The sequence below is a fragment of the Enterococcus sp. AZ163 genome (assembly GCF_050498925.1).
GTDB classification, from domain to species: Bacteria; Bacillota; Bacilli; order Lactobacillales; family Enterococcaceae; genus Enterococcus_A; species Enterococcus_A ferrettii.
Genome location: NZ_JBIPAO010000003.1, coordinates 237,655 through 259,753, shown reverse-complemented (window position 1 = coordinate 259,753; position 22,099 = coordinate 237,655). Strand labels below are relative to the sequence as shown.

The following is a 22,099-nucleotide window of genomic DNA, read 5'->3' as shown; positions in this document are numbered from 1 at the left end:
AAGCTCTGCTATAATGTAGCAGAGTCTATTCAGAAAGGTCTGTTATATGAATAAGTTTACAGGAACCTCATTCGTCTATAGTGGCGGGCTAGGGCTGATTGTAGGAGTCATCGCTGCATTATTTATGGGAATGGTGGAATTAGGAAATCAATTACTATGGCAAATTATTCCACGTGCATTAGGAGATCCGTTTATTTATCCCTTACTGATTTGTTCATTGGGTGGGATTGTCATTGGCTTTTTTATTGAGCACGTTGGAAAATACCCTAAAATGCTTCCAGAAACACTTGTTGAATCTCAGGAGACAGGAAGACTAGAATATAAAAATGGACAGTTGCTGTTCAATATTTTAGGTGCCATGCTTGTTTTACTGTTTGGTGCAAGTGTTAGTCCTGAAGCCTCGTTAATGATCATCGTTGGCGGCGTGATTACTTTTTTTTGTGATCATTTTAAAGTAAGTTTGCCGCAAAGAAAAGATTTGCTGGAATTTGCTTCAGGAACGGTATTAGGAGTTATATTTACTGCACCGTTGTTTGGTGTCGGTAGTGCCTTAGAAAAAGATGATTTGCAAAATTTGACTGAAAGTAAGTTAAAAAGATACGTATTATTCATTTTTGCTACGTTTACAGGCTTTATTGGGTACTTGATGACTTACAGTCTATTTCCAAATCAGGAACAGGTTTTCGCCATCCAACGAATGAGCACTAATTGGTCATGGCAAGGAATTCTATTAGTGATTCCGACCATTGCTTTAGGAGCCTTTTTCGGAAAGTTCTTCTTGTGGATGCAAAAACAAGCAGAGAATTTTAATCAGCGAATTAAACGGCCAATGCCATTAACTATTACTGCTGGGGTTCTTTTAGGGATTTTAGGCTTAGTATCACCATATTTCTTATTTTCAGGAGAACATAGTCTTTTGTCGTTCACTCGGCAAGCAGAAACCATGAGTGTATTCATTATACTATTGATTGCTTTTGGTAAAGTAGCTATCACTATGATTTGTTTAGCGTGTAATTGGCGCGGAGGAATCATTTTTCCGATGATTTTTTCAAGCATAGCTGCTGCTTTAGCTTTAGTTCAAGTATTTCCGTTTTCAAACGGCTTACTTGTAGCGATTTTTACAGCAAGTTCTTGTGCGGTCATTTTAAAGCGTCCATTTGCAACGGCTTGCCTTTTCTTATTCCTATTTCCGGTTCAACTATTTTTATGGACCTGGTTAGCTGGATATTTAGGTAATCTGTTGATTAAAAAGCTTCCTTTAGGTACATCAAGATTTAATTTACCGATACTTAATAAGAATACTGATGACAAACAAGATACTAAGGAAACAAAAGAACCGATGAAAAGTTCTTCATCAGATTTTTCACGTTCTCGTCACAGCCGACGTAAATAAAAGAGGCTGTGACATAAGTAGTCTCTAAACGAATAAAAAAAATGCCCCCCTCCCGAAAATCTATCAATGATTTTCAGTGAGGGGGGGGCATTTTTCTATGTAAGAAGTCCTGAAGTTCGTCCTGCAACTGCCAACTTCATCATATTGAGGGCCAACACGAGGAGGCCGGTTTCTCTCTTCACTTTTTCCATACCTCGAACATGGTAACGAGTGAAACCTAAACAAGCTTTCATCCGACCAAAAACAGGTTCTACGTCGATTTTTCTTCGTGCATAGATTTTTCCTGTTTCAGGAGTTGAAAGCAGAGTGACTTGTTTCGCTTTAAAATATTCCCAGGAAGGGTTGACGCTTATTTTTCTGGTGTATCCTTTTTGTGTTAATGCGGCTGGAATAACTTGTTTATTCTGATCATATTTCTCCGCTTGATATTCTTTAAAATCTTTTACGAATCCTTCCTTATCCGTTCGTTGACGGTAGGCATGAAAATTGAAGCGGACTCCCTTTAGATCCACGTAATAATCGTCTTCTTCATAATAGGTCCAGTTCATGACTTTTCGTTCATCTGTTTTCCATTTTTTACTTTGTTCTTTGAGCATTGTTCCATAAGGAATTAACGCAGTATGTTGTGCGTACTGATCCTCCAATTGTCGATAATTTTTTTCTGACCCGTATCCTGCATCAGCAACAATCACGGTTTCTTCAACCAAATCCATTTTTTCTAAAAATGGAAGTAATGTTTTTGTGTCTGTCGGATTTTGGTAAACATCATAACCTATTATATATTGATTGCAGGTGGCAAGCTGTAGATTATAGGCAGGTTTCAACTGGCCATTACGCATTGGGTCTTCTTTAACCCGCATGAAAGTAGCGTCTACATCCGTCTTTGAATAACTATTGCGAGTTCCACAAAGAGTAAGACGAAGGTGATGCTCAGCCATTTTTTCGCGACGTTCCGTTAGTTTTCGTTTTTGTGATTTCACTGTTCGGCGTTGTTGTTTTGCAGGATTAGGTGAGACCTTTTTGGTCTCTTGTACTTCCTGTTCTACCTCTTCTAAACGCAGCTCTAACCGTGTTAGAACTTCATCCAATCGGTCCAAGGTAAGGTCTGAACCTTCAGGAATATGTTTTACTTGATAGGCTTCCTTTAGCTCGGTCATCAAGGCCAAGATCGTTTCACGATTCATTTGATCATACCGAAGTGTGCTCTTTTTCCAAACAAAACTGTATTTATTCGCATCGGCCAGAATCTTTGTGCCATCAATAAAGAGGGCGTCATCAATTAATTGACGTTCCCGTAAATAGCTGGTTAATGATTCCAGACTTTGATTGACTAACGCTTCTACATCGTTGGAAATACGGAAACGTGCAATAGTGCGATAAGAAGGCACACGTTCCTGCGTCAACCAGCGTGCTGGCAAACTTTCTTCCGCAAGTTGTTCAATTTTACGACTAGTAAATACGCTGCGAGTATAAGCAAATAAAATGAGTTTTAGCATCAAACTAAGATCGTACTCCCGAGGTCTACCAAAAAGATAAGGTTCCTTGAACTGAAGAGCCTCAACTAATTCATGAATAAACCAGGCAGTATTCTCTTTTTTGGGAACATAGGAAGTAGATATATTCAAAGTAAGCTGAGCCATGTTATAATTAGTCATGTGTTTTGGTCCTTTCGAGGATTAAAGTTTGAGTATAGGCAGCCACCTATACTCTTTTATTTTACCCAAAAATGCCAGTGAAATGAACGATAATCGTCATTTCACCGACATTTTTTTAAGACTTATGTCACAGCCTCTTTTTTACATATAGGACAATAATTTACCAATCAGTAGATTTATTCATATTATTAAAGTGATTTGGGAAAGGATACTCATTTTCTCAGAGTTTCACATGAAACACTGAGAAAATTTTTAGTAAAGTATGAAACCAATGACGCCAGCTAAAATTAGTAAAGAAATAGGACTTATTTTCTTTTTCCTCAGTAAAATGAAGAAAACTAGAAATAAGGCGACCGCAATAAAATTAACATGATCTACTTCAAACCAGTTTAGGGTACCGCTAAAGGCTAAAGTAATCATGGATAAACTTGCTGCTGCAATCAAACCAACAGTGGCGGATTTTAAACCAGAGAAAGCTAATTGTAGCGTGGTATTTTCTTTATTCTTAGTAAAAAGACGTTCTAAAAAAAGAGCAATTAAACACCCGGAAATTACACAGGCTACGGTTGCTAAAATAGCTCCCACCGGACCTGCTACTCGCAATCCCACAAATGTTGCACTATTGACTGCCAAAGGCCCTGGCGTCATTTGAGAGATGGTGACAATATCACTAAATTCCTGTAATGAAAGCCATTGCTGTTCTTGAACAATTTCTGCTTGAATTAATGGTAAAGTCGCGTAGCCACCACCGATACTCAATAATCCAATTTGGAAAAAGCTGATAAATATTTCTAAATATAATTTCATTTCTTGCCTCCTTTAGCCTGGATAAACAAAATCAGTACGGTTCCGACTAAAATCCAAAGCGGATGGACATTGAAGAAGGCATTAGCTACGAAAGCAATAAAAGGTAAAATCATCAGTAAAAGCTTTTTTTCACGCCTTAAAGCCAAATACATATCAATTACCAAATCGACAATGATTGCCGCCACAGCAGCCTCCATTCCTCGTAGTACTGCTCTAATTACAGGATTGTTTTGAAAGGCGGTATAAGCCAATGAAATAATAGACAAAATAATAAATGATGGTAAAATCGCTGCAATACCACTGACAAAAGCACCTAGGTAGCCACGAGATTTTTTTCCTACGAGAACTGATAGGTTGACTGCGATTGCGCCTGGAGAAGATTGAGCAATAGTTGCTAAATCTAATAGCTCATCTTTGGTAATATCACCATGAGTGACAAAATATTTGTCCATCATAGGAATCGTTACATAACCACCTCCAAAGGTGAAGGCACTAATAAAAAAATTATAACCAAATAGTCGTAAATAAGATGAAGACAAAAAAAAACCCCCTTAAAGACAGTATACGAGACAAATACCCATAAGTGAAATACAATGTAATTATCAAAACGATAACTATTTACTTATAAGGAGAAAAATTATGAATATCCGCCAATTAGAATTATTTATGGTGGTTGCAGAAGTTGGAAATATGACCGAAGCTGCCGAACGTGCATTTATTTCCCAGCCGGCCGTCAGTCAAACTATTCAAGAGTTAGAAAAGGAAATCGGCGTTCGACTTTTTGATCGCCCTGGGCGAGCTATCCAATTGAATCCAGCTGGGAAATCTTTTTATCAGCGGGTCAAGCATTTCTTACAAGAATACCAAGAGCTGGAAGATTTTGCGGTTTATCTTGAAAAGCAAGCACCTATGAAATTAGGCGCTAACTTAACGATTGCTAATTTTTGGTTGCCGGATTTAATACCGGCTTTCATACAACAAGGACATCAGGTCACAATCCAAGCGGATACTGCTGAACGTATTTTGACAGCCTTGCGTAATCAAGATTTAGATTTGGCTTTGTTGGAGGGAAGTGTGCCTGAAAAGGATTTAATAGTTGAACCTTTTGATCAGTACGAATTAGTGGTAGTGGCTGGGTCGGATCACCCCTTAGCTAGGCAAAAGACGGTTTCTGTAGAAGAATTTTTACAATATCCACTTTTTTTACGAGAGCAAGGAAGTGCCATTAGGAAGACTTTGGATAGCTGGTTACTACTCCAGCAAAAACAAGCAGTACCCATGATGACTAGTATCAATTCACCAGCTTTGTTAGCAATGACGGCCACAGGAACGGGAATTACTTTTTTACCTAAAAAGTTGGTGGAACAATCGATTTATCATGATCAGGTTTGTTGTTTGTCTTTTGAGGGCCAGCGTTTGTATAATCAAATTCAATTAGTTTATCAACCAGAGCATCTATTCACTGAGACTATGCAGGCCTTTCGAACAACTATTTTTAATCAAGGAGGAAAAAGTGATGGATAATCTTACTCATGAGCTCTTATTGTGGATGATGCCAGTTTTTCAGGTTATTGTATTCTTATTGAATATGGTATCTATCTTTATTATTTTATGGGGAGCCTTTACTGCGTGTCTTGATTTCTTCAAAAATCTGTTCCAAAAGAAAGCTGATCAGGTAGGAATTGCTTTGGAGAATAATTTTATTAAAGCTTATTTAGGTAGTTATGTATTGTTAAGCTTAGAAGTACTTATCATTGCTGACATCATTGAGTCGATTATTAATCCGACATTTCAGGATATTATCAAACTAGCACTGATTGTCATCATCAGAACAGTTATTTCTTACTTTTTACATCGGGAGATTGATGAAAGTCCCATGCAAACAGAGACAAAAAAACGAATGCAGTCAAAATGAGGATTTACTTATTTTTAATGAAAACGGTTTGACCCTTGAAAGGTTGACTGCTACTCTAGAAATAGAAACAAGAAATTGTTTCAGTGAATAAAAGAAAAGAAGGTATGTAAAATGATGAATGAGATGAAGATTCGTGCGTATTTAGAAAAAGAAAAAGTTGATGCTTTCTTCATTGCTAAAAGAGTTAATGTTCGTTTTACCAGCGGTTGGACAGGAGATGATTCATTTATCTTATTAACTAAAGATGAACAATTCTTTTTAACTGATCCGCGTTACACGGAACAAGCCGACATCGAAGTGCCTGATTATGAAATTATTAACTGGCGGTTGCCAGGAAAAACAGTGGGAGACACAGTAGCACGCCTAGTTGAAGAAAAAAATATTAAAACAATTGCTTTTGAAGCTGATTATTTAACCTATGATATGTATACAGATTTTAATGAAAAAACACCTGCAGAATTTGTACAGGCTGGTGGTGTAATCGACAAAATGCGTGCAATCAAATCTCCTCAAGAAATTCAATATATGCGCAATGCCTGTGAAATTTCCTGCCGTGCCTTCACTCGTATTTTAGAAGATATCAAAGTAGGTGTAACTGAAAAAGAATTAGCGGCCAAGCTTTCTTTATACATGGTACAAGAAGGAGCAGATACACAGCCTTATGGTAATATTTTAATCTCGGGTGCTAATACTTCATTATTGCACGGTATTCCATCTAAAAAAGCCGTGGAATATGGCGACTTTGTCTTAATGGATTTTGGCTGTCAATACAATGGCTATATGTCTGACATGACTCGGACGGTGGTTGTTGGAAAAGCCTCGGATAAACAACGGGAAGTTTATGAATATGAAAGACAGAGCTTGGAAGCTGCTGAGACAGTGATGAAAAATGGAGTAGCGGTTCGCGATGTTTATCAAGCTTCCTTGAAACCTTTAGAAGGAACCGAATATCCTCAATATACCTATCGAAATATTGGTCACAGCATTGGTTTGTTTGTTCATGAATTGCCGTATATCGATGAACAATATGAAGATGTGTTAGAAACAGGAATGGTAATGACTATCGAACCGGGTATCTACATTCCTGACTGGGGTGGTGTACGGATTGAGGATCAAGTATTAATAACAGATGACGGTTACGAAAATATGATTAGTATTTCTCATGATTTGATTGAACTATAAGAGGTAAATAGGCTATACTAGGTCAACGACAGCAGTTTGCTGTCGTTGTTTTTCTGTAAGGAATAAAGGGGGGGCTTGAAGTATGAATGAACGTGATCGTTTTGATTTTGTATATGATATTGGTGAAACCATGTTAAAAAATGGTGCAGAAATTGTTCGAATTGAGAGTACGATCCGCCATGTCGCTGATGCTCTGGAGCTGAAGGAGTTTGACAGCTTTGTCTTAATTAATGGAATTTTTATGACGGCTCGCCTAAAAGACCAAACAGTTCAGGCACGAGTGCGCGATATCCCAATATCGCCGATCAATTTAGGACGGATTGAAGAACTTAACACCCTGTCCCGTCGTATTGCTGAAAAGAAGTATACACCGGAAGAAGCGAAGGAACAATTGGCGATAATTAAGCAAGAGCATTTTGCTTCTGCTGGATTAAAATTTTTTGCTTATGCCTTTGGTAGTGCCAGCTTTTGTTACATTTTTGGTGGTACTTTTTGGGATGCTGCTGGAGCATTTGTACTTGGATTTTTGTTGGCATTTTATAGTTTCTTTTTGGCACCTAAATTTAATATGTCACAAATAATTTGGAATATTACTTGCAGTATTTGGGTTAGTACTTTAGCCTGTATTTTTGTACATTTTTTTCCAGTCTTACAGCTAACTAGTCTAGTAACTGGCGGAATTATTTCTTTGCTGCCAGGAGTAGCTGTAGTAAATGGGATACGCTACTTATTTAACGAGGACTATAGCTCTGGATGGGGTCAAATGATCTATGCATTAATTACAGCATTATGTGTATCTGTTGGTGTCGGATTGGTTTTAACCGTATTTAACTGGTTATAGGAGAAGATAAAGATGGTGAGTATGATATTACAGGTAGTGGCGGGTTTTTTAGGTACTATTTCCTTTGCTATACTATTTGAGGCCCCAAAGAAATATTATTTGCTTTGCGGAATTATTGGTGCACTAGGTTGGTTTATTTATTTGTTAATAATGCAATTTTGGACAGCTCCTATTGCAGCAACTTTTATTGCTTCATTGGCATTAATCGTTTTATCAAGAGAAGCTTCATTTGCTTTACGAGCACCAGTTACAATTTTTTTGATCTGTGGAATTTTTTGTTTAGTTCCAGGAATGGGTGTGTACAATTTTACGTATAACTTTTTTATCGGGGATTCAATTAAAGCGGCACAGATAGGTGTTCAGGTACTAAAAATTGCTATTGCTATCTCTATCGGAATTACAGTAGGATATGAACTGTCTCCTAAATGTTTTTTTTCCTATCGTCGTCGTCAAAAGGCTAATAATAAAATATGATTATTCGAAATACAACTGAAAATAATTCAAGATAGAGCAGGCTGTGTTCTATCTTCTTTTTTTATTAAAAAACGGTGATTAGTATAGGTGTATAGACATTTGTTCATTTCTGTGAAAATTAGAAATAGGTTTCTCGTTTTTTTTTCATTACAGGTAAAAAATACAGGAGTGAATGTTTTTTAAAGCAACATAAGATTGCAATTAGAATAAAAATGTTATATAAAGATTTTTCTAATCTTATTATAATATAATCCGTTGGTTCTTTCTTAGCAAAAATAGCTTTAGAGGATTACGAAATATTTCCCGGTTTTTACGCTCCTTTTTATGAGATAGCTAAAAAAAGAAGAGGTTTTTAGAGGATTATGAAAAGAATTGTTTAAATTGACAAAAATTTGTAGTAAACTTACGTAAGTGAGAAAAATAGAAAAAAACAATTTTCTATTTGAAAAGACTTGAAATTTTTCTCTTTTTATGGTTATTTTAAAACTGTTATAGGTGAATAGTTGAGCAATTGTACTTTTGATTTTACTAAGATCGCCGGTTTCTAACAGGTTCTTATTTACGTTCAAATAATAATTTTAAACAGTATTCAACTGTTTTAAATAGCCTTAAAGGCCAAATAATCCAATAAAAGGAGTGAACTATTTTGAAAGAACGTCGTGTGGAAAGAGTAATAGAAAAAATGAAGGAACAAGGGTATGGGCAATTATTAGTTTCGGATCCAGCAACCATTTTCTATCTAACGGGTCGTTGGATTCATCCCGGTGAAAGGTTATTAGTATTAGTCATTACTCCAGAAAACAAAAATACACTGATTATCAACAAATTATTTCCGATTGAAGAAGACTTAGGGGTAGAAAAAGTATTTATTGATGATACTGATGATGCGGTGAAAAAAGTTTTAGAGTATATAAATACTGATGAAAAAATTGGTGTTGACAAAAACTGGCCGGCGCACTTTTTATTGCGCTTGTTAGAACTCGTTCCGGATGCAAAATTAAGTAATGGTTCTCAAGTAACGGATGCCGTTCGTGCAATCAAGGATGAAGAAGAAAAGCAATTAATGCGTGATGCACAAGCAGATAATGAAGTTGCAGTTGATCGTCTGAAAAAACTATTACCTGAGGAGTTAACAGAAGCTGAAATGGCTGACAAATTAGGTGAGATTTATAAAGAGTTAGGCAACAGCGGGTTCTCATTTGATCCAATCGTGGGTTATGGAGCTAATGCAGCAGACCCCCATCATGAAACAGATGATTCTAAAGTGAAGCCGGGCGATAGTGTAATTCTGGACATCGGTGGAATCAAAAATTCTTATGCTTCTGACTTAACTCGTACGTTTTTCTATAAAAAAGTATCTGAAAAAGGTCGTGAAGTTTACGAAATCGTCAAGGAAGCTAACCAACGTGCAATTGACATGGTAAAACCAGGCGTAAAGTTATCAGCTATTGATGCAGCGGCTCGTGATTACATCACAGAAAAGGGCTACGGTGAATATTTTACTCATCGACTAGGACACTTTATCGGAATTGAATGTCACGAAGCAGGAGATGTTTCAGGAGCTAATGATAATGTAGCTGAAGTAGGAAATATCTTCTCGATCGAACCAGGAATTTATATTCCTGGAGAAGTAGGAGTGCGCATCGAAGACTTAGTTATTGTTACAGAAGACGGTTGTGAAAACTTGAACCACTATTCAAAAGAGCTTGAAATTGTCGGTTAAATTGAAATAACCTTCTATCCGTAGTTATTGCGGGTAGAAGGCTTTCAAAAAATCGTTAACTATCAAAAAAACATCGGTAAATATCAGACTCATTGATTAATTAAGGAGGATGAAGATGAAAGTAGAAGAAGGCTATATGCCTTATTTAGATCACAAGACGTATTACCGTATAATTGGAGAAAAAAGTGGCGGTAAAAAACCGTTAATCTTGATGCACGGAGGACCAGGCTCAACTCATAATTATTTTGAAGTTCTTGACGAACTGGCTGTTGAGGGCCGTCAACTAATCATGTATGATCAGTTGGGATGCGGCAAGTCAGCGGTTCCTTCTGATCCATCCTTGTGGACCAAAGAAACATGGGTCAATGAGTTGATCGCTTTGAGAGAATATTTGAGTTTAGATGAAGTTCATCTGTTAGGTCAGTCATGGGGTGGGATGCTAGAAATTATCTATTTATGTGATTATGCACCTAAAGGAATCAAGAGTATGATTCTCTCTAGTACACTTTCTTCTGCTAGTCTTTGGGCACAAGAACAGCATCGCATGATCAAATTCATGACGGAAGAGGATCAGGCTGCGATTGCTAAAGCAGAAGCTGAGAACAAATACGATGATCCGGCTTATCTAGCTGCTAATGACCGCTTCATGATCCGTCATGCAGCCGCGGTACCGACTGAAGATTCTCCAGAACCGTTACGTCGGAAAAAAGTTCCTGGAACTGAAAGCTATGTTACTGCTTGGGGACCAAATGAATACATGCCAACGGGTACCTTACAGCCATATGAATATACGAATAAATTATCGTCAATAGATGTACCAACATTGATTACCAGTGGAACCAACGATTTGTCTACACCACTTGTTGCTAAGACAATGTACGACGTAATTCCTGGAGCACAATGGGAATTATTTGCGTACAGTCGCCACATGCCGTTTGTGGAAGAACGTGAAAAGTATATGAATTTGTTAGAATCGTGGCTTTCTGCACACGACTAAAAATATTTTAAGAAAGAAGGAACACCATGGAAACGACTCCGGTTAAAAAGAAAAAACCTTTTGGCTTTTATGTCTGCTCACTAGGCTTCTCTTTTGAACGCGCGGCCTTTTATACAGCAAAATACATGCTGGCTATTTGGATCGCAACAACTGCTGCTTCTGGCGGATTAGGAATGACTAGTGCACAGGGGGCAGCTATCTCTGCCTATTTCGTAGCAGCAACCTATATTACACCAATGTTTGGAGGTTGGTTGGCTGACTACTGGTTGAGTCCACGACTTTGTGTAGCAGTTGGAATGATTTTGATGGGTGCCGGTTACATGCTAGCTTGGCAAGCAAACTCTATGGGCATGGTGTGGGCAATGATCATTTTAGTTGCTATTGGGACAGGATTATTTAAAGGAAATCTTTCTGGTATAAACGGCCTATTGTTTAGTGATGAAAATGAATTGAATGAGGCTTTCTCTGTTCAGTACTCATTCGTCAATATTGGCTCGTTTTGTGGAACAACATTTCTAGTATTGTTAATCCCAGGTTTTGGATTTAACTTTGTCTTCATGATTTGCGGCCTTTTACTTTTAATCGATGCTGTATGGTTTATCTTTAACAGCCGTTCATTAGGTGAAGCAGGTAAGAAACCATTTAAAATTGATCAGCGTCAATTTGAGTCGGCTGGTAAAAATACTTCGGGTGAAGAAAATGCACCATTGACTTCTGGAGATAAAAAACGAATCTTTGCTATTATTTTAGTTACTTTGTTCTCAGTTGTATTTTGGATGGTCTGGTATATGGCGTATATGCCAGCGTACTACTACTTTGGTTATGGAGATGGAGCAGGCTTCTTAGGTCGTGCTAACTGGGTGGTCGGAAGCTTCCAAGTACCAACATCATATTTTGATTCTATGAATGCTCTAACTTGTATCATCTTAGGTCCAATTTTAGGTAAATTATGGACAAAGCTAGCTGCTCGCCCACAAGGTGATATGAGTATGTTTAAGAAAACAGCGTTAGGAATGATTTTAGTAGGTGTATCTTACGTGGCAATGGTAGTTGCGGATATGGTGGGACAAGGTCATGCATCTATCATGTGGTTAGTATTAGTCAGCCTTTTAATGTCAGTTGGAGAGATGATTTTCTCACCACTAGGAAATTCATTTATTGCCAAGTTAGCTCCGGCAAAATTGATGGGGTTATTGCTTGGTGTTTGGCCGGTTGCAGTATTTATCGCCCAATTAATTTATCCAAAAATTTATGCTTTCTTAGAAACCGATGTTCCAGCGGAATTCCAAAGAGGCTATGGTATTTTAGCCGCAATTGTTATCGTCTTAGGTTTGATTCTATGGTTTGGAAGTAAAAATCTGGATAAATTGGAAACAGCAGAATAATGGTTTGAAAAATAGATCTCATTTTGAGGTCTATTTTTTTTTGGAAAATGTGAAGAGTAACTTGTGTATAGAGTCACATATAAATTACATCGATAGATTTACTAATATCTGATAATAAATATCTATTGAAAGCGAAAATAGTAACGCTTTCACGAAATGCTAAATAACGCATATGATATATTTGTAATCATTATAAATAACTGGATTAAAATATGGTGTGACGGAAATTAGAAAGAGATATGATGAACGTATATTCTTCTTTTGAAGCTATTTGTTAAAGTTTTCAAGATTTTTTCTATCGTTTTTGCTTTTCGAAAAAAATAATTAAAAATAGAAGTAACTTAGAAGATAAAATTGATACGAAGATGAGATAAATAGTAGAAATCGTCTTTATTAAAAACCGTCATTGTGATATGATTTATTTGAACTAAGGGCGGCTGATTTGCTCAAGTTCGAACAAGTAAAAAACGGAGGAGGTGAAATAAATTGACACAAATTCTTATACCATTGAAACAACATGTTGGTGCTCCTTGTAAAGGGATTGTCAAAGCCGGTGAGATGGTTAAACGAGGCCAGTTGGTTGCGGAGCCAAATGGTCTTGGGGCTAATATTCATAGTAGTTTTTCGGGAAAAGTTGTAGATGTTAGCGAAGAAAGCGTTGTCCTAATGATTGATGAAGAACAAGACTTTTCCAGCTATTTACCGATCCCTGAAACAGACACGATGATTAAGGCTGTAGAAGAAGCCGGTGTGGTTGGAGCTGGTGGAGCTGGTTTTCCAACATTTCTAAAATTGTCCTGTGAAATTTCAAAGGGAACATTCATTGCTAATGGTGCGGAATGCGAAGCGTTGCTAGTTCATAATGTCAAACAAATGAATGAGCATATTGATCAATTAATTCGTGGCATGAAGTATTGTATGGAGATGGTTAAAGCACCTAAAGGTGTCATCGCTGTGAAAGGTAAGCATCGCCAATTAGTAACGCGGTTAATCAAAGCTGTAGATACAGAAACTGCTATTGATGTTCATCAGCTACCGGATATTTATCCAGCAGGGGATGAACGGATGATTGTTCGTGAAGTCATGGATATTGTTCTAGAACCTGGTCAACTTCCGACTGAAGTCGGTGCGGTCATTGACAATGTTGAAACCATCAAACGTATTGCAGAAGCCATTGAAGACCGCAAACCATTCATTGACAAAGATGTCACTGTTTCTGGACGTGTAAAACAAAAAGAAACGGTCTTTGTAGATGTGCCAATCGGAACACCCGTCAAGACTTTGATTAATAATGTGGGCGGCTATGTAGAACCTCATGGTGAAATCGTCATCGGTGGACCGATGACTGGACGCAGCGGGGAAGAAACCACGCCAATTACAAAAACAAGTGGGGGCGTGCTCGTAGCTATGCCGTTTCCACAGGAACACCGCAAAGTCGGTTTGCTGATTTGCGAATGCGGAGGGTCCGCAGAACGAATGACCGAAATCGTGAATAACATGGGTGCCGAAGTTGTCGCTGCAGAGCGCTGCAAGCGAATGGTAGAAGTGAACGGAAGATATAGGTGTGCCTTACCAGGTATATGTCCAGGTCAAGCGAAGACGGTAATGTCCTTGAAGAAACAAGGCGCCGAGGTAGTAATGACTGGATCCTGTTCTGATTGAACGAACACCGTCATGGGTGTAGCTCCTAGGTTAGGAGTTCCGGTTTATCATCATACAGATCATGTACTGCGAGCGGATGGGCACAGGTTATATCGTAAATTACCGACAAATTAAGAAAAATATTAGGAGGAATTAACGAATGTCCATCACAGCAGAAACTGCGAAAGAACATGCAAAAGATCCTGCAGTATTATGTTGCCGTGCAGAAGCAGGCAAAGTAATCGCACCAGATGATTTAGAAGATCCAGCAATCTTTGAAGATTTAGAGGATTCAGGCTTGCTGGAAATTCCTGAAAATGCGTTAACAATCGAACAAGTACTTGGCACAACTTTAAAGGAAACCACAGATGCTTTGATTCCTTTAACAAGAGAAATTCTTGATGGTGTGAAGGAAGTGGAAGAAGCTGCTGCAGAACCAGAAGTGGCAGAAGAACCAATGGCTCCAGCAGCACCCGTTCACCCAGCACCGCCTGTATCACCAGCAGCACCTTTTACAGGAGGTACCATCAAAATTCATATTGCTGAAGGAAAAGGCATTGACTTAGAAGTCCCTATGTCTGTTGCTGGATCAATGGGCGTTGCAGCACCAGCTGCACCAATGCCAGTTGCTCCAGAACAAGCAGCCGCTCCTGCACCGCAGGCACCAGCTGCGGAGGTAGAAGAAAAAGTAATTCGCTCAGTTCGTCGTGATTATTTAAAGATTAACAAAGTAGAATTTGGCGAAGAGACTAAAATTGAAGGAACAACTTTAATTTTACGTAAAATGGAAGAGATGTGTGCGGAAGCAGTTGAGCTAGAAGAGCTAGTGGAAAGCATGACCTTCGAAATTATTACACCCGATCGTTACAACGAATACAGTGAAACCATTATGGATGTTCAACCGATTGCGGCCAAAGCAGAAGGCGATATTGGCCATGGCGTTACTCGTGTTTTGGATGGCATCGTACTAGTGGTAACTGGAACAGACGCCAACGGCGTACAAATCGGTGAATTTGGTTCATCCGAAGGTGAATTGGATCGCAATATTATGTGGGGACGTCCTGGTGCCCCAGAAAAAGGCGAAATCTTCATCAAAACACAAGTAACGATTAAAGAGGGCGCCAATATGGAACGTCCTGGACCTTTGGCAGCTCATAAAGCTTCTGATCATATTACACAAGAAATTCGTGAAGCCATTAAAGTTGCTGATGAAGCTTTAGTCGCAGAAACAGACGAAATCGTGCAAAAACGTCGCTTTGGCAACAAACGTGTCTTGATCGTGAAAGAAATCATGGGACAAGGTGCGATGCACGATAACTTGATTATGCCTGTTGAACCAGTTGGCACCCTTGGCGCGAAGCCAAACGTTGACTTGGGGAACTTGCCAATCATGTTAGCTCCAACTGAAGTATTAGATGGTGGAATCCATGCATTAACCTGTATTGGACCAGCATCAAAAGAAACCTCTCGTCATTACTGGAGAGAACCATTGGTAATGGAAGCAATGGAAGATCCAGAAATTGACTTGGTTGGTGTGATGTTTGTCGGTTCACCTCAGGCAAACACGGAAAAATACTATGTATCAAAACGTCTAGGTATGACGATTGAAGCGATGGATATCGACGGAGCGATTGTTACAACCGAAGGCTTCGGAAATAACCACATCGACTTCGCTTCTCATATCGAAGAGATCGGTAAACGCGGCGTGAAAGTAGTCGGTGATTCTTATTCAGCTGTTCAAGGTGCATTGGTTGTCGGCAACTCAGAAATGGGCGCTATGGTGGATAATAACAAGTCCAAACAAGGAATCGAAAACGAAATCTTATCTAATAACACCTTGTGTAAAGAAGATGCGATTCGTGACTTGGCCATGTTGAAAACATTAATGGGTGGCGGCGAAATCAAAACAGCGGAACGCAAGTGGAACCCAAATGTGAAATTGAACAACATCGAAATCATTGAAAAAGCGACAGGGAAGAAAATTGACCTTGCAGACAATGAACAAGTGTTGCCGAAGAGTAAAAAACGTCAAGAGATTTACGAAAAAGACTAGATTTGGGTGACGAATAACTATGGATAGACTCAAATATATTTCAACAGAGCAAATGTTTGAGGGAATCATTGTCGAGCTTCACGATGCCAGTGTAACCATCGACATTAAAGGACGTTTAGGTCAATTGAAAATTCCCAGACGCATGATCATCTCTGAATATGATTTAGCGATTGGTCAGGAAGTCGGCTTTTTAATGACTTATCCAGAAGTTTTGGAAGAGGAACCCAACGATCATTATGTCCATGCCATCAAAGAGCATGAACGTCGACGCTTGGAAACTCAGAAGAAGCAAGCACAGACACCAGGAGAGGAGAATTAACACATGGGCTTAACAGTCTTTGAAGGGTTGCAGTCAGAAATTTTCGTGCCAATTACGCCGAAATCTGTCTTCACACCTGTCACAAAAGAGCTTAAAGAAATGCGTGTTGCATTAGCTACGGCAGCAGGCGTTCATTTAAAGAGTGATAAACGATTCAATTTAGCAGGAGATACCACATACCGCGAAGTACCAGACGGCACACCAAGCGACGAATTGATGGTCTCTCACGGCGGGTACGACAACGCCGATGTAAACCGCGACGTGAACGCAATGTTCCCGATCGACCGGTTGCATGAATTAGTCAAAGAAGGCTTTATCAAAGAAGCAGCACCAGTACATTACGCATTTATGGGCGGCGGAGGAGACCAAGAAGCATTTCACGATGTCACTGGTCCTGAGATCGCACAAAAATTAGTGGACGAAGAAGTCGACGCTGTCGTAATGACCGCTGGCTGAGGAACCTGTCATAGAACTGCCGTGATCGTGCAGAGAGCTATTGAGGAAGCGGGAATTCCTACTATTTTAATTGCAGCATTACCACCAGTAGTACGTCAAAATGGATCACCACGTGCAGTTGCACCGATGGTACCCATGGGCGCCAATGCTGGAGAACCACATAATATTGAAATGCAGACAGGTATCTTAAAAGATACGTTAACTAACTTAGTAACCATCGAGACACCAGGTAAGATCGTTCCATTACCTTACGAATACATTGCGCATGTATAGAATATAGGTGACTTTATGCGAGGCGAAACACTAAAAATCAAAGTTTTCCATATGGCGGAGGTAACCCTTGGTGACCAATTTCATATGACACATGATCGTCTACAGATCAAAAAACACTTTGACAGTGCGTGCCCCGATATTCAGAAACTAACCATTCACGTTCTCCAACCTGATCAATTAGATATTGAAACCAATACCATCATGGATATTATACCAATATCCACGAAGGTATTGGGAACGTTGGGGACAGGAATCACGTACACTTTAACAGGCGTCACTGTTGTTATGACTGGGACAATTGAAGAAGGCGAACAGATGCATGAATTTGGCTCATCTGAAGGTTTGTTACGTGAAAACTTGATGCTGAATCGAGCAGGAACACCAAAAGAAACTGATTTCATTATTTGGATTGACTTAATTGCGAAAAAAGGAACGCCTTTTAACCGTGAGCTAAGTTTAAAAATGTTTGAAATTGTAGATCACTATATTCAAGAAATCAGAGAACGGATGAAAATGTTGGAAGGTAAGCTGGCCGTTGAAACCCATACTTATGAAGAAAAAAGTAATCCTGGAAAACCCAAAGTAGCTTTAGTTAAGCAAGTAGCAGGTCAAGGTGCAATGTATGACATGTTGCTGTTTCCAGAAGAGCCAAGTGGTTTTAGAGGCGGCGTTTCAATTATCGATACGAATAATATGCCAGTATACCTTACTGCAAACGAATATCGTGATGGTGTCATACGCTCAATGGTATAGTTTGAATTCGGATAGGAGGGAATGTTTTATGGGGATTGGCCCATCAACAAAAGAAACCTCACTGCATCATTTTCAAGATCCGTTAGTAGATCTTTTGTCGAATGACCCTGACATAGATTTTCAAGGCATTGTGGTAGTGGGAACACCGCAAAGCAACAAAATGAAACATTTAGTTGGCCGTAGAGCAGCTGCTTGGCTTGAAGGGATGCGCACCAATGGTGTAATTGCTTCAACCGATGGATGGGGTAACTCAGATGTTGATTTTGCGAACATGTTGGAAGAGATTGGACAAAGAGATATCAGCGTGATTGGTCTTAAGTTCATTGGATCACAAGCTAAGTTTGTGGTCGAAAACAAGTATACTGACTTTGTTTTAGATTTTAATAAATCTGAAAAGGGTATTGAAACAGAGATAGTTGGGGAAAATACGATCAATCATCGAGATGCAGTTAAGGCATTAGCTTCAATCAAATTGAAAATGCGTAAAGACGATCAAAAAATTAGATAGCATACTTTTACTTAATATTGATTTAAGGCTGATTTGAGTATGAAAGTAGCTATATCTATAAACCTGGAGGGAAAAAACATGAAAGTATCAAAAATGATCTCAGCAATCGATACACACACAGCGGGAGAAGCAGCACGTTTAATCATTGGTGGAATTCCAAAATTTCCTGGTAAAACAATGGCTGAAAAAAGAGAATATTTAGAAACACAACAAGACGTATTACGTCAAATGCTTATGCTAGAACCGCGTGGGCACCGTGATATGTTTGGTGCTTTTATTACGGAACCTGTCCACGAAGAAGCTGATTACGGAATTATCTTCATGGATTCGGGTGGCTATCTGAATATGTGCGGACATAACACAATTGCTGCTATGACTACCGCAGTTGAACAAGGTTGGGTAGAAGTTAAAGAAGGCGATCGTGAAGTCAAAGTTGTTCAAGATACACCTGCCGGAATTGTTCGCGGAACAGTACACTTAGATGAAGATTTCTCAGCGGAATCTGTATCATTTGAGAACGTGGAATCATTCTTATACAAAGAAGCAGTCAAAGTCAATGTTCCGGAAATTGGCGAAGTCACTATGGATATTTCTTTTGGAGGAAGCTTCTTTGCAATTTTACCTGCGGCTTCTGTCGGATTAGAGATTAAACCAGAAAATGCTTCTAAATTTAACGATTTAGGTATGATCATTCGAGATGCAGTGAATGATCAAATTGAAATTCAGCATCCTACTTTAGAACACATTAAGACAGTTGACTTAGTTGAGTTTTATGGACCTGCTACTAGCCCAGATGCGACTTATCAAAATGTGGTTGTGTTTGGAGACGGACAAGTGGATCGCTCTCCTTGTGGAACAGGAACTAGTGCGAAGCTTGCCACTTTGTATGGTAAAGGCGAAATGAAGGTTGGGGATACTTTTGTTTACGAAAGTATTTTATGCACGAAATTCAAAGGTGAAATTGTTAAGGAAGCTGAAGTGGGTGGATATAAAGGTATCATTCCTCGTGTCTCTGGGTCAGCGTATGTTACTGGATACAATACATTTTTAGTTGATCCAAAAGATTCTTTAAAAGATGGGTTCCTTTTAGGGTAGAGATGAAGGAGGGGTAAGTGATATGGTAACAGTTATTTTAGCGATTTATGTTGGGTTGATTTTGTTACATGCCGTAAATATGGGGCGCGATTGCGTTAAGCATAAAGATGATTTAGGACATGGGAATTGGATTGTTTCAGGAATCATCGGTTTTATTACAGACTTTTTAGACACACTAGGAATCGGAAGTTTTGCTCCAACTACGATGCTTTTAGATTTTACCAAGCAATTAAGTCATGACCGCTTGCTACCAGGAACTTTGAATGTAGGACATGGGATTCCCGTATTGGTAGAAGCATTTATCTTTACGACTGTAGTAGATGTATCTCCGGTTACATTATTTGCCTTAGTTGGTTCTGCAACTATAGGTGCGTTTATCGGTTCAAGATTCGTAACAGGTTTGCCAGAAAAGAAAGTCCAACTTTGGATGGGTTGGGCGTTGATTGTTACAGCTGTTTTGATGTTTGCACGTCAACAAGGCTGGATTGATATCTTGGGTGCGGATAATACAGCTACTGCATTGACTGGGATCAAATTGATTATTGGTGTTGTAATCAACTTTTTCTTAGGAGCATTGATGACGATTGGTGTCGGTTTGTATGCACCATGTATGGCGATGGTTTATATGTTAGGCCTAAGCCCACTAGTTGCTTTCCCAGTAATGATGGGTTCATGTGCAGGCTTGATGCCGATAGCAAGTTTAAACTTTGTAAAAACCGGCGATTATGCTCGTAAAGTAAGTTTAGCAATTACAGCAGGTGGGATCATCGGAGTAATCATTGCAGCAAAATTTGTTACTGGTTTAGACTTGAATGTTTTAACGTATATCATTATTGTAGTTATCATCTATACTGGTATTACTTACATTCGTAAGAGTATGAAACCAGCTGCAGCATAATAAGATATTACTAAAACTACTTTGTCCTTCCTTAGAGAAGGACGAGTAGTTTTTGATGTTTTAATACAAATAACAGGAGGAAAAAAATGGTACAGATTGTTTTGGTCACTTTAGGATTATTTGCACTGCTGCACATTGTTGTTTTTGGGAGAGATTTAATTAAACACAAAACCAATCTTGGAGGCGGTAGTTGGCCTATCTCAATCGGGATTGGATTTGTAACAGATTTTTTAGATACGCTGGGTATCGGAAGTTTTGCACCTACGGCTATGTTGTTAGATGCAACTAAGCAATTAGACAGCGATAAGCAGTTGCCAGGAACGTTGAATGTTGGACATGCACTTTCTTGTTTATTGGAAGGCCTTATTTTTATAACAGTAGTGGACGTGGATCCTTTGACGTTGTTTTCTTTGATCGCAGCTTCGATTGTTGGATCATGGCTGGGCTCAAAGACAGTAACAAAATTACCAGAAAAAACTGTCCAGTTTTGGATGGGGTGGGCTTTAATTGTTACAGCTGTTCTGATGGCATTACGTCAAGCTGGGATGATCAATTTGTTAGGGGAAGGGAATACAGCTACCGGCCTGTCAGGTGGACTTTTAATTATTGGAATTATCGGCAATGCCATATTTGGAGCATTGATGACCATTGGTGTCGGACTTTATGCGCCATGTATGGCAATGGTCTATATGTTAGGCTTGAGTCCGTTGGTTGCTTTCCCAATTATGTCAGGTTCTTGTGGGGCCTTGATGCCGGTTGCTAGTGTGAACTTTATTAGAGAGGGAGAATACTCCCGTCGAGTAAGCTTGGGTATTGCAATGGGAGGAATCGTTGGAGTAATTATCGCTGCGAAATTTGTTACAGGGCTAGATTTAACAATTTTGGTTTGGATCATCATCTTCGTAGTAATCTATACTGGAATTACTTATATTCGTAAAAGTCGTAAGTCAGCACCAATTTAATTTTTTAATATTAAAAACTCCAATCTACTTGCGGTTGTGCCCGTAAGGATTGGAGTTTTTATGGGTTAAAAAAAATAGTATTTAATGCTCATAATCAAAATCAAGACAATCATGCTAGGTAAAAAGTTAGAGGTTCGAATGGTTGTCAGCTTTAGCATATTTAGTCCAATACCTAGAATAATAATACCACCAACGGCACTAATTTCATTCATCAGAGGATCTAATAGCTGATTTGGCAAACCTTCAGCAATCAAATAAGCCAATAAAGTTAGTGCTCCTTGATAAATAAGAACAGCAAATGCAGAGAAAAAGACTCCAATACCTAACGAGGCGGTCAAGACAATCGAGATAAAACCATCCATAATGGCTTTCATAAAAAGGGTATGATTACTTCCAGTAATACCACTTTCGATTGCGCCAATGATACCCATTGAGCCAACGACGTAAACTAGGCTGGCGGTCACAAAACCTTCAGCGAAATTACCGTTACCATTAGCAAAACGTTTTTGAAGTAAGAGACCAAATTGATTCATGCGGTCTTCAATTTTAAAAAATTCTCCAAGCATACCGCCTAGGCAAATACAAATGATAACTAAAATAAACGAAGCAGTCTGAGTAGCCATTTGGATTGAAATGGCTATGACAGCAAGACTTAGACCATGTGTCATGGTTTCTTTCGTTTGTTCAGTAATATTTCTTAAAAAGGCTCCTAAAATACTGCCTAACATAACGGACAATGCGTTAACGATAGATCCTATAAACATAAGCA

At 38.9% G+C, this 22,099-nt stretch carries 21 protein-coding genes and 1 pseudogene; 18 read left to right on the top strand and 4 right to left on the bottom strand.

Translation table 11 applies throughout. The features are described from left to right. Positions 1-46: 46 nt before the first annotated feature. Positions 47-1,393, top strand: a complete 1,347-nt coding sequence (locus tag IGI46_RS22885) for a chloride channel protein (protein ID WP_429965569.1) — start codon at positions 47-49, stop codon at positions 1,391-1,393. 119 nt (positions 1,394-1,512) lie between these two features. Here the strand turns inward: IGI46_RS22885 and IGI46_RS22880 are convergent. From IGI46_RS22880 to IGI46_RS22870, 3 genes and pseudogenes are all read right to left on the bottom strand, one after another. Next, a pseudogene (locus IGI46_RS22880) lies at positions 1,513-3,048 on the bottom strand (IS1182 family transposase); the annotation flags it as partial. A gap of 252 nt (positions 3,049-3,300) precedes the next feature. Then, entirely contained in the window at positions 3,301-3,855 is a 555-nt protein-coding gene (locus IGI46_RS22875) for a chromate transporter (protein ID WP_429965570.1), read from the bottom strand. Further along, positions 3,852-4,394 (bottom strand): chromate transporter, encoded by a 543-nt coding sequence (locus tag IGI46_RS22870; RefSeq protein ID WP_429965571.1) that lies wholly within the window; start codon positions 4,392-4,394, stop codon positions 3,852-3,854. Before IGI46_RS22870 ends, IGI46_RS22875 begins: the two co-directional genes overlap by 4 nt. 100 nt (positions 4,395-4,494) lie before the next feature. Between IGI46_RS22870 and IGI46_RS22865 the strand changes: the two genes are divergently transcribed. The 17 genes from IGI46_RS22865 to IGI46_RS22785 all read left to right on the top strand — a co-directional run bounded on the left by IGI46_RS22865 (position 4,495) and on the right by IGI46_RS22785 (position 21,330). Continuing rightward, positions 4,495-5,379, top strand: a complete 885-nt coding sequence (locus tag IGI46_RS22865) for a LysR family transcriptional regulator (RefSeq protein ID WP_429965572.1) — start codon at positions 4,495-4,497, stop codon at positions 5,377-5,379. Next, on the top strand, positions 5,372-5,770 hold the full coding sequence (locus tag IGI46_RS22860) for a DUF1622 domain-containing protein (RefSeq protein WP_429965573.1): 399 nt from the start codon (positions 5,372-5,374) through the stop codon (positions 5,768-5,770). Before IGI46_RS22865 ends, IGI46_RS22860 begins: the two co-directional genes overlap by 8 nt. A 111-nt stretch (positions 5,771-5,881) precedes the next feature. Continuing rightward, on the top strand, positions 5,882-6,952 hold the full coding sequence (locus IGI46_RS22855; protein ID WP_429965574.1) for a M24 family metallopeptidase: 1,071 nt from the start codon (positions 5,882-5,884) through the stop codon (positions 6,950-6,952). 82 nt (positions 6,953-7,034) lie between these two features. Then, positions 7,035-7,793 carry a threonine/serine exporter family protein gene (locus IGI46_RS22850; protein WP_207702899.1) on the top strand — a complete coding sequence of 253 codons (759 nt, stop codon included), beginning with the start codon at positions 7,035-7,037 and terminating at the stop codon, positions 7,791-7,793. A 12-nt stretch (positions 7,794-7,805) separates the two neighbouring features. Beyond that, the gene (locus IGI46_RS22845; RefSeq protein ID WP_429965575.1) at positions 7,806-8,267 is read left to right on the top strand and encodes a threonine/serine exporter family protein; all 462 of its coding nucleotides are present in this window, start codon (positions 7,806-7,808) and stop codon (positions 8,265-8,267) included. A 646-nt stretch (positions 8,268-8,913) separates the two neighbouring features. Then, on the top strand, positions 8,914-9,990 hold the full coding sequence (locus tag IGI46_RS22840; protein ID WP_429965576.1) for a M24 family metallopeptidase: 1,077 nt from the start codon (positions 8,914-8,916) through the stop codon (positions 9,988-9,990). Between the two features lie 115 nt (positions 9,991-10,105). Next, positions 10,106-10,987, top strand: a complete 882-nt coding sequence (pepI, locus tag IGI46_RS22835) for a proline iminopeptidase (RefSeq protein ID WP_429965577.1) — start codon at positions 10,106-10,108, stop codon at positions 10,985-10,987. 26 nt (positions 10,988-11,013) lie between these two features. Beyond that, the gene (locus IGI46_RS22830) at positions 11,014-12,372 is read left to right on the top strand and encodes a peptide MFS transporter (RefSeq protein WP_207705464.1); all 1,359 of its coding nucleotides are present in this window, start codon (positions 11,014-11,016) and stop codon (positions 12,370-12,372) included. 486 nt (positions 12,373-12,858) lie between these two features. Next, entirely contained in the window at positions 12,859-14,148 is a 1,290-nt protein-coding gene (gene prdC / locus IGI46_RS22825) for a proline reductase-associated electron transfer protein PrdC (protein ID WP_429965578.1), read from the top strand. Between the two features lie 25 nt (positions 14,149-14,173). After that, positions 14,174-16,066, top strand: coding sequence for a D-proline reductase (dithiol) proprotein PrdA (gene prdA / locus IGI46_RS22820; RefSeq protein WP_429965580.1), 1,893 nt, complete (start codon positions 14,174-14,176; stop codon positions 16,064-16,066). Positions 16,067-16,085: 19 nt separating this feature from the next. Next, entirely contained in the window at positions 16,086-16,385 is a 300-nt protein-coding gene (locus IGI46_RS22815) for a CBO2463/CBO2479 domain-containing protein (protein WP_429965581.1), read from the top strand. A gap of 3 nt (positions 16,386-16,388) precedes the next feature. Next, positions 16,389-17,114, top strand: a complete 726-nt coding sequence (prdB, locus tag IGI46_RS22810; protein ID WP_278253196.1) for a D-proline reductase (dithiol) protein PrdB — start codon at positions 16,389-16,391, stop codon at positions 17,112-17,114. Positions 17,115-17,129: 15 nt separating this feature from the next. Next, a complete protein-coding gene (prdD, locus tag IGI46_RS22805) occupies positions 17,130-17,867 on the top strand; it encodes a proline reductase cluster protein PrdD (RefSeq protein WP_429965582.1) in 738 nt (245 codons plus the stop codon). Positions 17,868-17,895: 28 nt separating this feature from the next. After that, positions 17,896-18,375: a glycine/sarcosine/betaine reductase component B subunit gene (locus IGI46_RS22800; protein ID WP_207702715.1), complete on the top strand. Its 480-nt coding sequence runs from the start codon at positions 17,896-17,898 to the stop codon at positions 18,373-18,375. Positions 18,376-18,453: 78 nt separating this feature from the next. Beyond that, entirely contained in the window at positions 18,454-19,470 is a 1,017-nt protein-coding gene (locus IGI46_RS22795) for a proline racemase family protein (RefSeq protein WP_207702716.1), read from the top strand. Positions 19,471-19,492: 22 nt separating this feature from the next. Next, positions 19,493-20,368 carry a sulfite exporter TauE/SafE family protein gene (locus tag IGI46_RS22790; RefSeq protein ID WP_207702717.1) on the top strand — a complete coding sequence of 292 codons (876 nt, stop codon included), beginning with the start codon at positions 19,493-19,495 and terminating at the stop codon, positions 20,366-20,368. A gap of 86 nt (positions 20,369-20,454) precedes the next feature. After that, on the top strand, positions 20,455-21,330 hold the full coding sequence (locus IGI46_RS22785) for a sulfite exporter TauE/SafE family protein (protein ID WP_429965584.1): 876 nt from the start codon (positions 20,455-20,457) through the stop codon (positions 21,328-21,330). 65 nt (positions 21,331-21,395) lie between these two features. On the opposite strand, the gene IGI46_RS22780 is transcribed toward IGI46_RS22785, so the two are convergent. After that, positions 21,396-22,094 (bottom strand): DUF554 domain-containing protein, encoded by a 699-nt coding sequence (locus tag IGI46_RS22780; protein WP_429965585.1) that lies wholly within the window; start codon positions 22,092-22,094, stop codon positions 21,396-21,398. Between the last annotated feature and the right edge of the window lie 5 nt (positions 22,095-22,099).